The sequence below is a fragment of the Streptomyces sp. NPDC126497 genome (assembly GCF_040302425.1).
Taxonomy (GTDB): domain Bacteria; phylum Actinomycetota; class Actinomycetes; order Streptomycetales; family Streptomycetaceae; genus Streptomyces.
Genome location: NZ_JBEORT010000090.1, coordinates 12,290 through 27,894, shown reverse-complemented (window position 1 = coordinate 27,894; position 15,605 = coordinate 12,290). Strand labels below are relative to the sequence as shown.

13 protein-coding genes and 1 other RNA gene are annotated in these 15,605 nt (G+C 72.4%); 11 read left to right on the top strand and 3 right to left on the bottom strand.

From position 1 onward, the window contains the following. Positions 1-293 precede the first annotated feature (293 nt). Positions 294-1,400, top strand: a complete 1,107-nt coding sequence (gene prfB / locus ABTY20_RS28100) for a peptide chain release factor 2 (RefSeq protein ID WP_351999853.1) — start codon at positions 294-296, stop codon at positions 1,398-1,400. A 307-nt stretch (positions 1,401-1,707) separates the two neighbouring features. Then, positions 1,708-2,466 carry a hypothetical protein gene (locus tag ABTY20_RS28095; RefSeq protein WP_351999852.1) on the top strand — a complete coding sequence of 253 codons (759 nt, stop codon included), beginning with the start codon at positions 1,708-1,710 and terminating at the stop codon, positions 2,464-2,466. 98 nt (positions 2,467-2,564) lie between these two features. Here ABTY20_RS28095 and ABTY20_RS28090 read toward each other — a convergent pair whose 3' ends face one another. Further along, the gene (locus ABTY20_RS28090; RefSeq protein WP_311575138.1) at positions 2,565-2,756 is read right to left on the bottom strand and encodes a hypothetical protein; all 192 of its coding nucleotides are present in this window, start codon (positions 2,754-2,756) and stop codon (positions 2,565-2,567) included. A 226-nt stretch (positions 2,757-2,982) separates the two neighbouring features. Between ABTY20_RS28090 and ftsE the strand changes: the two genes are divergently transcribed. The 5 genes from ftsE (at position 2,983) to ssrA (ending at position 6,910) form a co-directional block, all read left to right on the top strand. Further along, on the top strand, positions 2,983-3,672 hold the full coding sequence (gene ftsE / locus ABTY20_RS28085; protein WP_103543777.1) for a cell division ATP-binding protein FtsE: 690 nt from the start codon (positions 2,983-2,985) through the stop codon (positions 3,670-3,672). A gap of 29 nt (positions 3,673-3,701) precedes the next feature. Further along, positions 3,702-4,619, top strand: coding sequence for a permease-like cell division protein FtsX (ftsX, locus tag ABTY20_RS28080; protein WP_351999851.1), 918 nt, complete (start codon positions 3,702-3,704; stop codon positions 4,617-4,619). Between the two features lie 67 nt (positions 4,620-4,686). Further along, positions 4,687-5,862, top strand: coding sequence for a S41 family peptidase (locus ABTY20_RS28075; protein ID WP_351999850.1), 1,176 nt, complete (start codon positions 4,687-4,689; stop codon positions 5,860-5,862). Positions 5,863-5,908: 46 nt separating this feature from the next. Then, a complete protein-coding gene (gene smpB, locus ABTY20_RS28070) occupies positions 5,909-6,388 on the top strand; it encodes an SsrA-binding protein SmpB (protein ID WP_030834350.1) in 480 nt (159 codons plus the stop codon). A gap of 118 nt (positions 6,389-6,506) precedes the next feature. Next, positions 6,507-6,910, top strand: a transfer-messenger RNA (tmRNA) gene (gene ssrA, locus ABTY20_RS28065). Positions 6,911-7,013: 103 nt separating this feature from the next. On the opposite strand, the gene ABTY20_RS28060 is transcribed toward ssrA, so the two are convergent. Beyond that, positions 7,014-8,021 (bottom strand): LacI family DNA-binding transcriptional regulator, encoded by a 1,008-nt coding sequence (locus tag ABTY20_RS28060; RefSeq protein WP_351999849.1) that lies wholly within the window; start codon positions 8,019-8,021, stop codon positions 7,014-7,016. Between the two features lie 90 nt (positions 8,022-8,111). Beyond that, positions 8,112-9,428, bottom strand: coding sequence for an MFS transporter (locus tag ABTY20_RS28055; RefSeq protein ID WP_351999848.1), 1,317 nt, complete (start codon positions 9,426-9,428; stop codon positions 8,112-8,114). Between the two features lie 83 nt (positions 9,429-9,511). Here ABTY20_RS28055 and ABTY20_RS28050 point away from each other — a divergent pair, with 83 nt between their 5' ends. The 4 genes from ABTY20_RS28050 to ABTY20_RS28035 all read left to right on the top strand — a co-directional run bounded on the left by ABTY20_RS28050 (position 9,512) and on the right by ABTY20_RS28035 (position 15,553). Further along, positions 9,512-10,474 carry a LysR family transcriptional regulator gene (locus tag ABTY20_RS28050; protein WP_351999847.1) on the top strand — a complete coding sequence of 321 codons (963 nt, stop codon included), beginning with the start codon at positions 9,512-9,514 and terminating at the stop codon, positions 10,472-10,474. A gap of 179 nt (positions 10,475-10,653) precedes the next feature. Then, positions 10,654-12,027 (top strand): hypothetical protein, encoded by a 1,374-nt coding sequence (locus ABTY20_RS28045; RefSeq protein WP_351999846.1) that lies wholly within the window; start codon positions 10,654-10,656, stop codon positions 12,025-12,027. Continuing rightward, positions 12,027-14,228 carry a bifunctional polysaccharide deacetylase/glycosyltransferase family 2 protein gene (locus ABTY20_RS28040; RefSeq protein WP_351999845.1) on the top strand — a complete coding sequence of 734 codons (2,202 nt, stop codon included), beginning with the start codon at positions 12,027-12,029 and terminating at the stop codon, positions 14,226-14,228. The genes ABTY20_RS28045 and ABTY20_RS28040 overlap by 1 nt, the downstream gene beginning before the upstream one ends. After that, positions 14,225-15,553, top strand: coding sequence for an acyltransferase family protein (locus tag ABTY20_RS28035; protein WP_351999844.1), 1,329 nt, complete (start codon positions 14,225-14,227; stop codon positions 15,551-15,553). The genes ABTY20_RS28040 and ABTY20_RS28035 overlap by 4 nt, the downstream gene beginning before the upstream one ends. The last annotated feature ends 52 nt before the right edge of the window (positions 15,554-15,605 follow it).

The window sequence follows — 15,605 nt, the reverse complement described above, 5'->3', positions numbered from 1 at the left end:
CCGCAACCGCGCGGTCGCGCGCCGGCGCCGGCTGACCCTGGCGGTGACGGCGGCGGTACTGGTGGCGGCGGGCGTCGGCACCTGGCTGGCCGTGACGGAGGACGACACGCCCCCACCCCGGGACACGCAGGACTCGGCCCCGGCCCGTCCCTGACTCCCTCCGGGACGGGCCGGGGCGGGGCGGCGGGGGGCGGAGCGAACGGGCGCCCCACCACCGGGCGCCGCCCGTCGTGCCCGCGCCGCCGCCGGCCGTACTGCGTGGGCCGGCGCGCGGAGCCGTTACGCTGGAGGGCGTGGCAGTCGTCGATGTATCCGAAGAGCTCAAGTCCCTCTCCTCGACCATGGAGTCGATCGAGGCCGTTCTGGACCTCGACAAGCTGAGGGCAGACATCGCCGTGCTCGAGGAGCAGGCGGCCGCGCCGTCCCTGTGGGACAACCCGGACGAGGCGCAGAAGATCACCAGCAAGCTCTCCCACCTCCAGGCCGAGGTGCGGAAGGCCGAGGCACTGCGGGGCCGGATCGACGACCTCGCCGTGCTCTTCGAGATGGCCGAGGAGGAGGACGACCCGGACACCCGCGCGGAGGCCGAGGCGGAGCTCCAGTCCGTCAAGAAGGCGCTGGACGAGATGGAGGTCCGGACGCTGCTCAGCGGCGAGTACGACTCCCGCGAGGCGCTCGTCAACATCCGCGCGGAGGCCGGTGGCGTCGACGCCGCCGACTTCGCCGAGAAGCTGCAGCGCATGTACCTGCGCTGGGCCGAGCAGCACGGCTACAAGACCGAGCTGATCGAGACCTCGTACGCGGAGGAGGCCGGCATCAAGTCGACCACCTTCTCCGTCCAGGCGCCCTACGCCTACGGCACCCTCTCCGTCGAGCAGGGCACCCACCGCCTGGTGCGCATCTCGCCCTTCGACAACCAGGGCCGCCGCCAGACCTCCTTCGCGGGCGTCGAGATCCTCCCCGTGGTCGAGCAGACCGACCACATCGAGATCGACGAGTCCGAGCTGCGGGTGGACGTGTACCGCTCGTCCGGCCCCGGCGGCCAGGGCGTGAACACCACCGACTCCGCGGTGCGGCTCACCCACCTCCCCACCGGCATCGTGGTCTCCTGCCAGAACGAGCGCTCCCAGATCCAGAACAAGGCCACCGCGATGAACGTCCTCCAGGCCAAGCTGCTGGAGCGGCGCCGTCAGGAGGAGCAGGCCAAGATGGACGCCCTCAAGGGCGACGGCGGCAACTCCTGGGGCAACCAGATGCGTTCGTACGTGCTGCACCCGTACCAGATGGTCAAGGACCTGCGCACGGAGCACGAAGTCGGCAACCCCGAGGCCGTGTTCAACGGTGAGATCGACGGATTCCTGGAAGCCGGAATTCGCTGGCGCAAGCAGCAGGAGAAGTAACCCCCGAGGCGAACGACGATTTGTCGACAAGGCAACTGCCGCCATATGGGCGGTGGTTGCCTTTTTCGTCCGGTGGCATCCGGGATTTACATCACACTCACAGTTTCGTTTTCCCGCAAAGCACGCGTAGGCGGACATCGCGTACGCAACGGCCTTGACGTTCTTTTGGAAAATGGGAAGGGTGAAGCGTGGCATGCGTATCTCTGGGGCGCATGTGAACCGGGGGGCGTTTCATCACAGTTACCTCCGTTGATCACGGCCCCGAGCGCGGCCTCATTGACGATCAGCTACTGGGGGTAGCACACACATGACGAAGAAGACGCGGATCCGCGTCGCACGCATCGCAGCCGGCGCCGTGATCGCCGCGGGTGCGTCGCTGACGGTGGCGGGTGTCGCTCAGGCCGCAGGCGAGCCGGACCCGAGCTGCACCGTCGGAGTCGACCCGAATTGCCCCGACCCGGGCAACGGTGGCGAGGACCCCGGCAACGGCGGTGAAGACCCGGGCAACGGCGGTGAAGACCCCGGTAACGGTGGCGAGGACCCGGGCAACGGTGGCGAGGACCCCGGTAACGGCGGTGAGGACCCCGGTAACGGTGGCGAGGACCCGGGCAACGGTGGCGAGGACCCGGGCAACGGTGGCGAGGACCCCGGTAACGGTGGCGAGGACCCCGGTAACGGTGGCGAGGACCCGGGCAACGGCGGTGAGGACCCCGGTAACGGTGGCGAGGACCCCGGTAACGGCGGTGAAGACCCGGGCAACGGCGGCGAGGACCCCGGCAACGGCGGCGAGGACCCCGTGGAGCCCGCCCCGGGTGACGACGACAACACCGGCACCACCCCGGACGGCGGCAACAACGCCTCCCCGCAGGACCAGGGCTCCTCGGCCCTCACCGACACCGGCGACGACGCCCCGGCCACCTCGGCCCAGGGCAACGGCAAGGAGCTCGCCGAAACCGGTGCCGCCGAGACCACGTTCCTGCTGATCGGCGCCGCCACGATGATCGCCGGCGGTGTCGGCTTCCGGGTGCTGCCGCGCCTGATGGCCGGCCGCGGCGCCGCCGCCTGACGGTGGCCGCGCGCGTACGCACCGTACGCATGAGGTGAGGTGAAGGGCCCGGAGCGCAACCGCGCTCCGGGCCCTTCGTCACGTCCCGTACCCGTACGTCAGACGGTCTGGTGGGCGAGCAGCGCCACCGCCGCGATCAGCACCGCCAGCAGCGCGATCAGCGTCATGGGGTTCAGCCCCGCGAAGAAGTTCCCCTGCTGCAGCCGCTCGCGGTTCGCGCGGCACACCGGGCACCGGCCCTCGCTCACGGGCGCGGCGCAGTTCGCGCACACCAGCCGGTCGTACGTCATGCGCTCGCCCTCCTCGCACCTGTTCCGGATGAGACAACGCCCGCCGCCCCGCGAACGTTCCCCCTCCACTGTGCCAGGTTCCCGCGGGGGCCGCGCGAGTGCCGTCCGCACCCGGCGCCGGAACAAAAGGGCGCAAGTCTCACGCAACCGCCACCGGTGCCTGCGCCCGCCTCCCCGCTTCGCGTATGGTCACGCTCATCTACCCCCGGCTACCCGTGGTGCATCCGTGATCCGATTCGACAACGTGTCCAAGGCCTACCCCAAACAGAACCGCCCCGCGCTCAGGGACGTCACCCTGGAAGTGGAGAAGGGCGAGTTCGTGTTCCTCGTGGGGTCCTCCGGCTCCGGAAAGTCCACCTTCCTGCGGCTGATCCTCCGCGAGGAGCGGGCCAGCCACGGACAGGTGCACGTCCTGGGCAAGGACCTCGCCCGTGTCTCCAACTGGAAGGTCCCGCAGATCCGGCGCCAGCTGGGGACCGTGTTCCAGGACTTCCGCCTGCTGCCGAACAAGACGGTCGCCGAGAACGTCGCCTTCGCGCAGGAGGTCATCGGCAAGTCGCGCGGCGAGATCCGCAAGTCCGTGCCGCAGGTGCTCGACCTCGTCGGGCTCGGCGGCAAGGAGGACCGCATGCCGGGCGAGCTCTCCGGCGGTGAGCAGCAGCGCGTCGCCATCGCCCGGGCCTTCGTCAACCGGCCCAAGCTGCTCATCTGCGACGAGCCCACCGGCAACCTCGACCCGCAGACCTCCGTCGGCATCATGAAGCTGCTCGACCGGATCAACCGGACGGGCACCACCGTGGTGATGGCGACGCACGACCAGAACATCGTGGACCAGATGCGCAAGCGCGTCATCGAGCTGGAGAAGGGCCGTCTCGTCCGCGACCAGGCACGCGGCGTCTACGGCTACCAGCACTGACGCTCCACGGAAAGGCTTGATCAGACGCCATGCGCGCCCAGTTCGTCCTGTCGGAGATCGGCGTCGGTCTCCGCCGCAACCTGACGATGACCTTCGCCGTCGTCGTCTCCGTAGCCCTGTCGCTCGCCCTGTTCGGCGGGTCGCTCCTGATGAGCGACCAGGTGAACACGATGAAGGGCTACTGGTACGACAAGGTCAACGTCTCCATCTTCCTGTGCAACAAGAGTGACGCCGAGTCGGACCCCAACTGCGCCAAGGGCGCGGTGACCGACGACCAGAAGAGCCAGATCAAGACCGACCTGGAGAAGATGTCGGTCGTCGACACGGTCACGTACGAGTCGCAGGACGAGGCGTACAAGCACTACAAGGAGCAGTTCGGCGACTCCCCGCTGGCCAGCTCCCTGACCCCGGACCAGATGCAGGAGTCGTACCGCATCAAGCTGAAGGACCCCGAGAAGTACCAGGTGGTGGCGACCGCCTTCGACGGGCGGGACGGCGTGCAGTCGGTGCAGGACCAGAAGGGCATCCTGGACAACCTCTTCGGGCTGCTGGAGGGCATGAACCTGGCCGCCCTCGCGATGATGGCGCTCATGCTGGTCGTCGCCCTGATGCTGATCGTGAACACGGTGCGCGTCTCGGCGTTCAGCCGCCGCCGGGAGACCGGCATCATGCGGCTGGTCGGCGCCTCCGGCTTCTACATCCAGGCGCCGTTCATCATGGAGGCCGCCGTCGCCGGACTCATCGGCGGCATCCTCGCGTGCGGATTCCTGCTGGTCGCGCGGTACTTCATCATCGACCACGGACTCGCCCTGTCCGAGAAGCTGAACCTGATCAACTTCATCGGCTGGGACGCCGTACTGACGAAGCTGCCGCTCATCCTGGCGACCAGTCTGCTGATGCCGGCGTTGGCCGCGTTCTTCGCGTTGCGCAAGTACCTGAAGGTGTGACTCTTGCCCAGAGGGGCGTGCGACCAACCGGCCGTGCGCCCCTTTGCCTTGTCCTAGACTCACCGGCATGTCAGGTCGTGCCCTGTTCTGTCAGCCCCGCCGCGTCCGCCGTGGAGCCGCCCTGACCTTGGTGTTCACCGGCGTGCTCGTCGCCGGTGCGGCAACCGGCAACCTCCCCGGGAGCGACGGCGGGGCCCCGGTGGACGGCGCCTCCCCGGCCGCCCCCGTCGGCCACGGCACGGACGTCGCCCGGGCGGCCGAGGAGGCCGCCGCCGACGGCGCGTCCCCCATGGAGGCCGCCCAGCGCGCCGTCAGCCGCAGCGGGGACCGCTGGGCCGCCGTCTACTCCCCGGGCGAGTACGAGGAGTTCGAGGACACCCTGGACGGCCGGTACACCGGCGTCGGCCTGTGGGCCCGCGAGCGGGAGGGCCGTATCGAGGTGACGCGGGTGGGCGACGACACGCCCGCCGCCGAGGCCGGGATCCGCCCGGGCGACCGGCTGCGCAGCGTCGACGGCGAGAAGGTCGACGGCCGGCCCGTCACCGAGGTCGTCTCCTTACTGCGCGGCGAGACCACCGGTGAGCGCGCCGGCAGCACCGTCCGCCTCGGTCTGGAACGCGGCACGCGCGCGTGGAGCGAGACCGTGCGCCGGGCCAGGCTCTCCCGGGACACCGTCACCGTCACCGCACTCGCCTCCGGGGTGACCGTCATCAAGGTCGGCGCCTTCACCCGGGGCACCGGCGAGGAGGTCCGCACCGCCGTACGGCGGGCCCCGGCCGACGCCGGCGTCGTCCTCGACCTGCGGGGCAACTCCGGCGGGCTGGTCGCCGAGGCCGTCACCGCCGCCTCCGCCTTCCTCGACGGCGGCCTGGTCGCCACCTACGACGTCGACGGCGAGCAGCGCGCCCTGCACGCCGAGCCCGGCGGCGACACCGCCAGACCCCTGGTCGCGCTCGTCGACGGCGGGACGATGAGCGCGGCCGAGCTCCTCACCGGCGCCCTGCAGGACCGCGGCCGGGCGGTCGTCGTGGGCACCCGCACCTTCGGCAAGGGCTCGGTCCAGATGCCGACCGAGCTGCCCGACGGCTCCGTCGCCGAACTGACCGTCGGCCACTACCGCACCCCCTCCGGCCGCGGCGTCGACGGCCACGGCCTCACCCCCGACCTGGAGGCCGACGAGGAGGCGCTCCGGCGCGCCGAGACGGTCCTCGGCGGACTCGGCCGCCAGTCCCGCGGTCGATAATCGGCTTCCCGCGGACCCCCTCCGTAGTGCGAAAATGGGCGGCACTATGGCTAAGGAAAAAGGGCGCAAGCTGATCGCGCAGAACAAGAAGGCGCGGCACGACTACCTCATCATCGACACCTACGAGGCAGGCCTGGTCCTCACCGGCACCGAGGTGAAGTCCCTGCGCCAGGGCCGGGCGTCGCTGGTGGACGGCTTCGTCCAGCTGGACGGCAACGAGGCGTGGCTGCACAACGTGCACGTGCCGGAGTACAGCCAGGGCACCTGGACCAACCACAGCGCGCGGCGCAAGCGCAAGCTGCTGCTGCACCGCGAGGAGATCGACAAGCTGGAGTCCAAGTCCCAGGAGACGGGCCACACCATCGTGCCGCTCGCCCTGTACTTCAAGGACGGCCGCGCCAAGGTCGAGATCGCGCTGGCCAAGGGCAAGAAGGAGTACGACAAGCGGCAGACGCTCCGGGAGAAGCAGGACCGGCGCGAGACCGAGCGGGCGATCTCCGCGGTCCGCCGCAAGCAGCGGGCGTAGGCCCCCGCGGAGCGCCGGGGAATAGGCTGGCACCGGGCCGCGTTGGTCACGTACGATGGCGACAGCACCTCACAGCGGGTGCGGGCCCCCTCCTCGGAGGGACTTGAAAAATCAACATGGGGATGATCGGTTTCGACAGCGGCTGTCGAAGCAGGGGAAGCGTGTCGAGGAAGCGGCCATGATCTCGTAAACCACAGGCCGAAAAAAATAATCGCCAATTCCAAGCGATCCATCTCCCAGGGCGAGCTCGCCCTCGCTGCCTGATCTTCAGGTAGCGAGCAGCGGCTCCCCTACTTAAGGGAGTGTCAGCCCGGGGATGTTCCCGACCCGGATCCTGGCATCAGCTAGGGAACTAAACCTTGATCCCGGTCACGGGGTGAAGAGGGAAACCACACAGTGACTGGGCCCGTCGGAGACTTGTCGGCGTGATCTCCGGGGCCGAGAAAAGCACAGCCGACTGCACACGGAGAAGCCCTGGTTCCGCACCGTTGGACGCGGGTTCGATTCCCGCCATCTCCACTCATCCCATGTGGGCACGGGCCCCGTCGCGACGAGCGACGGGGCCTTTGTCGTGCGCCCGGGAAGGCGGGGAGCGTCCGGACGGGGCCGGGTCCGGACCCGGTCGTCACACCCCGCGCGGCGCCGTGCTCGCCCGCTCCGTCAGCCGGGGCGGCAGCAGGGTGGCCCCCGGTACGGGGCCACCGGACAGCTTCCGCACCAGGAGGTGGACCGCGCGGGTGCCCAGTTCCGCCGACGGCACGGCCACCGAGGTGACCGGGACGCGGGCCGACGCGGCCACGGGGGGCGGGCAGACGGCGGTCAGGGACAGATCACCGGGGACGCCCAGGCCCAGCTCCTCGAAGGCGTCGATCAGCGGATCGACCAGCGGTTCGTTGTGCACCACCACCCCGGTCAGCGCGGGCAGCTCGCGCACCAGCCGCCCGGCGATCGCGCGGGCGGCGTCCCGGCCGGTCCCGCACGGGTGCACGACCGAGGCGAGCCGGTGCCGGTCGGCGGCCGTCGTGAAGCCCTCCACCAGCCGCCGTGCGAACGCGGTGCGCCGCACGTACACCTCCGGCGGCGAGCCGACCAGCGCCACCGCCCGGTGCCCGAGCCGCGCCAGATGGTCCACGCACAGCTCACCGGCCGCCCGGAAGTCCAGGTCGACGCAGGTCAGCCCGTCCGGATCGGCGGGCACGCCGATCAACACGGACGGCAGGGACACCGAGCGCAGCAACGGCAGCCGGGGGTCCTGGAGCTGTACGTCCGTCACGATCACCCCGTCCGCCAGACCCGCCCGTGCGACGTGACCGAGGCCCTCCTCGCCCTCGCCCTGGGTGAGCAGCAGCACGTCGTGGTCGTGGGCACGGGCGGCGGTGACCACCGAGACCGCGAACTGCGTGACCACCGGTACATGGATGCCGGAGCGCATCGGGACCGCCAGGGCCAGCACCTTCGACCGGTGGCCGGCCGCGCCCCGGCCACCGCCGTCCACGCGGTAGCCCAGCTCGCGGACGGCGGCCTGGACCCGGAGCCGGGTCGCGTCGGAGATCGGACGCTTGCCGCTGAGCGCGTACGAGACGGTGCTGGGGGAGACCCCGGCGCGCCGGGCCACATCCGTGATCTTCACCATCGGGGGTCCTCGTCTGCACGGTCCGTGGGGAGGCAGAAAGCGGTTTCGAAGCGCTTCGACGGGTGAAGGTATGTGCGGGACCCGTGACCGTCAATGGCTCGGGAGGGAATCGGTGGAGCGGTTCGACGACCCGAACGGCGCAAGGGTGCAGAGGGACACGAGCAGGGCGATCGCGGACGCCGCCACCGGCACGCCGTACCCGGCCGGCGTCGAGACGTGCTCCACCGTCCAGCCGCCCGCCGCGCTGCCGCAGGCGATCCCGCCGAGCAGACCGGTCACCGCGAGCGTCATGCCCTCGTTCAGCCGGTCCCCGGGCGTGTACCGCTGGACCAGGGTCATGGTGGTGACCATGGTGGGGGCGGTCGCCATCCCGGCGGCCAGCAGCGCCCCCGCCAGCAGCACCAGCGAACCGGTGAGCCCGGCCGCGAGCGGCGGCAGGGTCATCAGCGCGGTCATCGCGGCCAGGCACCACGGCAGCCGGGACCGCGCGGAGCCCGCCGGGCGCACCGCCCCGTACAGCAGCCCCGCCGCACAGGAGCCGGCCGCCTGGAGGGCGAGCACCGCGCCGGACGCCGCGCGGTGCCCCCGCTCGTCCGCGAACGCGAGGGTCACCACCTCCAGCGCGCCGAACACCGCGCCCGTCGCGAGACAGACCACCAGCAGCGGCCGCACGCCGGGCGACCGCAGCGGCGCCCGCGCGGAGGAGCGCCGTGCGGCCGGCGGCTCGGTCGACCGCTGGGCGGTGAACAGCAGGACCCCGGTCAGCAGCAGCACGGCGCCCACGAGCGTGCCCGCCTCCGGGAAGAACGTCCCGCACAGGAAGGCCGCGAGCACCGGCCCGAGCATGAAGCACAGCTCGTCCACGGCCTGCTCGAAGGAGTTCGCGGTGTGCAGGGCCTCGGCGTCCCCCTTCAGCAGGTGCGCCCAGCGGGCCCGCGACATCCCGCCGGTGTTGGGGGTCGTGGCGGTGGCGGCGTAGGAGGCGAACAGGGTCCAGTCGGGGGCGCCGTGCCGCACGCAGAGCAGCAGCGCGAGGGAGCCGAGCACGGCGAGCACCGCGGCCGGCGGCGCGACCCGGGCCTGCCCGTACCGGTCGACCAGGCGCGCGGTCCACGGCGCGACCACCGCCGTCGCCGCCAGGCCCGTCGCGGTGACGGCGCCGGCCAGGGCGTACGAGCCCCGCGTCCCGGCGATCATCACGACCGCGCTCACGCTGAACATGCCCATCGGCAGCCGCGCGACCAGGTTCCCCGCCGTGAACGCGCGGGCGCCGGGCACCGCGAGGAGACGGCGGTACGGGCCCTTCGCGCGGGGCCCGCTCCGCCCGCGCGGGCCGAAGTCGACGGCGACCGGGGTGTCGGCGGTGACCGTGAGCAGGGGAGTGTCCCGGGAGGTCGGCTGAGGCATGACGCCACCGTCGCCCGCGGCCGTACGGCAGGTCCAACACCTTCCCGGCTCCGATTGACGCACCTGTGACGTAAATTCACGGGATGCCCGCCCACCCCGACCCCCGCCTGCTGCGCGCCTTCGTGACCGTCGCCGAGGAGCTGCACTTCACCCGGGCCGCCGCACGCCTCTTCGTCGCCCAGCAGGCGCTCAGCCGGGACGTACGGCGGCTGGAGCGCGAGCTGGGCTGCGAGCTGTTCCTGCGGACCACCCGCCGGGTGACCCCGACCGCCGACGGCGAACGCCTGCTGCCGTACGCCCGCGCGGTGCTCCGGGCGCAGGACGACCTGCTCGCCGCCGCCGGAGAGACCCGGCCCCTGCTGGTCGACCTCAACTCGCCGGGTCTCACCACCTCGCGCCGGGTGCTGCACCGGGCCCGCGAGCTCGCCCCCGACCACGAACTGATGGCCCGCTACGAGAGCGGTCTGACCGGGGCAGCGGAGGAGCTGCTCGCGGGGCGGCTCGACGCCTCGTTCGGGCGGTTCGCGGGCCTCGCCCCCGCCCTGCGGGCCGGGCTGGACCAGCAGCCGGTGCGCCACGAGCCGATGGCGGTCGTCCTGCCCGAGGACCATCCGCTGGCCGCGCTGCCCGAGGTGCCGCTGGCGGCGCTGGCCGGCGAGACCGTCTACGCGGGGGCCGGGAACCCCCGCACGCCGGAGTGGACGGACCTCGCGCGGTCGCTGTTCGAGGGGCGGGGGATCACGCTCGCGCCGCCCGCGCCGCTGGCCGTCGGGGAGGAGGAGGTCCGGCGGATCATGGCCAGGACGCGCCACCCGATCCTCGCCGTGGTCGATTTCCCGCCACTGCCCTCGACGGTGCTGCGCCCCCTCGTGGACCCGGTTCCCCTGTCCCCTGTGTCCCTTGTGTGGAGGAAAGGGCTGGTTCATCCTGCTCTGGACGCCCTGCGGCGGGCCGCGGCCTTCGTCGCCGCGGAGGAGGGGTGGTTGCGGCGGCCGATCGAGTGGTGGCTGCCGGAGAGAGATATTGTCGTGATGGCGGCCCGGTGATGTCTCACTCCTGATAAGAATGGCTGCCCCGGGAACACAGAACCTCCACGTACGCTACATTCGACGCCCGAGCCCAGTGTGATAAGCGGGGCGCCCGGAGCGGGTGGGGGCCCGGTCCGTCGACGGATGCTCGGGTCGTACGCGCACCGGAGGTGTCCTGTGGGGGGAAGTGCGTGCGTGTGGAAAAGTGGCGAGAAGACGCCCAACCCGAGCGGTCCGAGGCCGTAGGGGGCTTCGGGAGGACCGCCGGGGACGAGGACCTGGGGGAGACCCGGGTCCTGCCTCTGGGCGGGAAGCCCGCCGGGCCCGCAGCGGATCCGCACGAGGCCGGCGCCGGCTCCCCCGAGGACCGCTGGGTCCCCCTCGGAACCTTCCCCGGCGGCGACGACAGGACCCGGGTCCTGCCCGACGCCGCCCACCGCGCGGAACCCCCCGTCCGGCCCGGACCGCGGACCGGCGACACCCGCGGCCCCGCGGCGCCGGGCCGGCCGGCGCCGTTCCGGAGCGGGCCGGACGGCCCCTGGGACACCGAACGCACCACCGTCCTGCGCGTCCCCCGCGACCTGGGCGGCACCCCCGGCGCGCAGGCGCCGGGCCCCTCCTCCCGGCCGGGCGGCGGCCCGCGCCCCTCGGACGGCCCCGGAGCGGCCGGCTCCCCGACGGCCTTCCGGCGCCCGCCGTCGGACCCGGGGACCGCCGTCCTGCCGCCGGTCCCCGGAGCCTCCGTGCCCGGACCCGGCGCCCCGGTGACCTCCCGCACCCCCGTCCGCGACCCCTGGCAGGAAGAGGCCGGCGGCTCCGCCGAGGCCACCCACGACCCGCACGAGGTGACGGTCCAGCTGGACTCCGTGCAGATCGGGGAAGGCCTCGAGCTGCGCCGTGCCCCGGCCCACGCCGCCGGCCGGCAGGACGCCGCCGGCGGGCCCGTGTTCGTCGACGAGTCCGGCCGCCGCATCCGGCTCTACCGCCGCATCGGCCTGGCCGTCGGCCTCGCCTGCGCCGGCTACGCCGTCGTCATGGTCGCCACCCTGCTGTCCGGCAGCTCCGACGCCCCCTGGATGCCCGTCCCCGGCCAGGAGGACAAGCCCGCCGGGCAGGTGGAGACCACACCGCAGCCCACCGGGACGGACGCCGTCCCCGGCACCGAGGCCGTCCCGGGCGCCACGCCGGCCACCGGCTCCCCGACCCCGCCCGCGCCCGGTGCCACCGCGCCCGCGGCCGGCGGGACGGGCGGCGTCGCGGACCGGCCGGACGCCGCCGACCCGGCGGCGACGTCGGCCGGCGGGAACCCCGCGGCACCGTCCACCGACGGTGACGGCGACGCCGCCACCACGACCCCGGACGGCCCCGCGAGCCCGCAGCCCGTGGACCAGCCGGTGTCGCAGACCCCCGATCCCGTGACGACCGCCCCCACCGGCGGCGGTGAGGCCGACGGCACCGACAGCGTCGCCGGTGCCCCCGCCGACCAGCCGGTCGTCGTCGCCGACGGCTCCGCCACCCGGCAGGACACGTCCACCACCCCCACCGCACCATCCCCGGAGAACGTCCTCTGATGGCATCCCGCTCCCACCGCCACCGGGCCGCCCGCCAGCCCCGTGGCGGCCCTTCGCGCCGCCGCGTGCCCCTGCGCCTGCTGCTCCCGGTGCTCGTCCTGGTCGCCCTGGCGGCGATGCTCATGCTGCGCGGCTACGTGCACAGCGAGATCCTCGCCGACCACCGCGTCCAGAGGCCCGCCCCCACCACCCAGGTGCCCGAGGAGGTGCTCGAGGGCGGCCCGGTCATCGACGCCCGCGCCGGCAAGGTCCAGAGCCTGAGCGTGCCCGACCACCGCCTCGTCCTCACCTTCGACGACGGCCCGGACCCGACCTGGACGCCGAGGGTGCTCGACGTGCTGAAGAAGCACGACGCGCACGCGGTCTTCTTCGTCACCGGCACCATGGCCTCCCGCTACCCGGACCTCGTCCAGCGCATGGTCGACGAGGGCCACGAGATAGGCCTGCACACCTTCAACCACCCGGACCTCGCCCTCCAGTCCAAGGAGCGCATCGACTGGGAGCTGTCGCAGAACCAGCTGGCGATCACCGGCGCGGCCGGCATCCGCACCTCGCTCTTCCGCCCGCCGTACTCCTCCTTCGCCGAGGCCATGGACAACGAGACCTGGCCGGTCACCCAGTACATCGGCAGCCGCGGCTACCTCACCGTCGTCAACAACACCGACAGCGAGGACTGGAAGCGGCCCGGCGTCGACGAGATCATCCGCCGCGCCACGCCCGAGGGCGGCAAGGGCGCCATCGTCCTGATGCACGACTCCGGCGGCGACCGCAGCCAGACCGTCGCGGCGCTCGACAGGTTCCTGCCCGACCTGAAGGAGAGGGGCTACGAGTTCGACAACCTGACCGAGGCCCTGGACGCGCCCAGCGCGCACAGCCCGGTCGCCGGCGCCGAACTCTGGAAGGGCAAGGCGTGGATCTTCCTGGTCCAGGCCTCGGAGCACGTCACCGGCGTCCTGGTGGTCGGCCTCGCGATCATCGGCACCCTGGTCATCGGCCGCTTCGTGCTGATGCTCCTCCTCTCCGGCGTCCACGCCCGCCGGGTCCGCCGCAAGGACTTCCGCTGGGGCCCGCCGGTCACCGAACCGGTGACGGTGCTGGTGCCGGCGTACAACGAGGCCAAGTGCATCGAGAACACCGTCAACTCCCTGATGGCGAGCGAGCACCCGATCGAGGTCCTCGTCATCGACGACGGTTCCACCGACGGCACCGCCCGCATCGTCGAGGCGATGGGCCTGCCCAACGTACGGGTGATCCGCCAGCTCAACGCGGGCAAGCCGGCCGCGCTCAACCGGGGCCTGGCCAACGCCCGGTACGACATCGTCGTGATGATGGACGGCGACACCGTCTTCGAACCGTCCACCGTCCGCGAACTCGTCCAGCCCTTCGGCGACCCCGGGGTCGGCGCGGTGGCGGGCAACGCCAAGGTCGGCAACAAGGACAGCCTCATCGGCGCCTGGCAGCACATCGAGTACGTGATGGGCTTCAACCTGGACCGCCGGATGTACGACATCCTCGGCTGCATGCCGACCATCCCCGGCGCGGTCGGCGCCTTCCGCCGCTCCGCCCTGGAGCCCATCGGCGGCATGAGCGACGACACCCTCGCCGAGGACACCGACGTCACCATGGCGCTGCACCGCGCCGGCTGGCGCGTGGTCTACGCCGAGAACGCCCGCGCCTGGACCGAGGCCCCGGAGTCCGTCCAGCAGCTGTGGTCGCAGCGCTACCGCTGGTCGTACGGCACCATGCAGGCCATCTGGAAGCACCGCCGCGCGGTGATCGACAGGGGCCCCTCGGGCCGCTTCGGCCGCATCGGCCTGCCCTTCGTCTCCCTGTTCATGATCGTGGCCCCGCTGCTGGCCCCGCTGATCGACGTCTTCCTGCTCTACGGCATCGTCTTCGGCCCGACCCAGAAGACGATCGTGGCGTGGCTGGGCGTCCTCGCCATCCAGGCGGTCTGCGCGGCCTTCGCCTTCCGCCTCGACCGGGAACGCATGACCCACCTGATCTCGCTGCCGCTGCAGCAGATCCTCTACCGCCAGCTCATGTACGTCGTGCTGCTCCAGTCCTGGATCACCGCGCTCACCGGCGGCCGCCTGCGCTGGCAGAAGCTGCGGCGCACCGGCGTCGTCGAGGCGCCCGTGGTCGGAGCGGTGCCCAGTCAGCGCGCCCCGTACAGCGATGATCGGAGGCCCGTGGCATGACCCACGGATACACGACCGGCACGGGCGCGGGCCCGGAGCCGACGGGCCCCTACGGAGCGCCGTACGCGGGGAACACGGGCACGGCCGCGGAGACGCCGTCTCCGGTGCCCCGGCAGCGCACGGCCGAGCCGGCGCCCGGGGCCGCGCCCGCCCCGGCGCCCGGGAAGCCGGGACGCGACCGCTACCTGGACCTGCTGCGCTCCGTCGCCCTGGTCCGCGTCGTGGTGTACCACCTCTTCGGCTGGGCCTGGCTGACGGTGCTGTTCCCGTCGATGGGCGTGATGTTCGCGCTGGCCGGCTCGCTGATGGCGCGTTCGCTGAAGCGTCCGGCACTGAGCGTGATCCGCAGCCGCGTCCGCCGCCTCCTGCCGCCCATGTGGGCGTTCGCGGCGGTCGCGCTGGTGCTGCTGTTCGCGGGCGGCTGGGACCCGGGCGAGGACCCGGACCAGGGCGGCGGCGCCTGGGGCCTGGTCAAGCTCTTCAACTACCTCGTTCCGATCGGCGCACCGCCCTACCCCTGGGAGGCGGGCGCCCCGCTGGACTGGCTGGAGGGCACCTGGGCCGACCAGGCGATCGGACCGCTGTGGTACCTGCGCGCCTACCTGTGGTTCGTCATCGCCTCGCCGCTGCTGCTGTGGGCGTTCCGCCGGGCGCCCTGGCCGACGCTGCTCGCCCCGCTCGGGCTGACGGCGGTCGTCGGCACCGGCCTGGTGACGGTCCCCGGTGAGACGGGCAACGCGGTCACCGACTTCGCGGTCTACGGCAGCTGCTGGGTCCTGGGCTTCGCCCACCACGACGGCATGCTGAAGCGGATCCCGCGGTACGTCTCGGTGTCCTGCGCGTCCCTGGTGATGGCCTTCGGCCTCTGGTGGGCCTCGAACCACCTGGGTCCCGAGGGCTGGGACCTCAACGACATCCCCCTCGCCCAGGCCGCCTGGTCGTTCGGCTTCGTGGTGATCCTGCTCCAGTACTCCCCGTCCTGGCAGGAGCTCCCGGGCCGGCTGGCGAAGTGGGACAGGCTGGTGACCCTCTCCAACAACCGCGCGGTCACCATCTACCTGTGGCACAACCTGCTGATCATGGCGACGGTGCCGATCATCGACCTGGCCTACGACCTGCCCTTCATGCAGAGCGAGCGGGCGATGGGCGCCCTGGACAGCGCCTACACGCTCTGGATGTTCGCCCTCGTCTGGCCGCTCATCGGCCTGACCGTGCTCGCGGTCGGCTGGGTCGAGGACCTCGCGGCGAAGCGCAGGCCGAGGCTGTGGCCGAACGGGAGCAGGAGCGAGCGGTCCCGGCCGGGCAGGGGGGCGCGCCGGGACTGACGGCACGGACGCACCTCTCACCCGGCCTCCGCCCCGGGTGAGCGCAACGTTC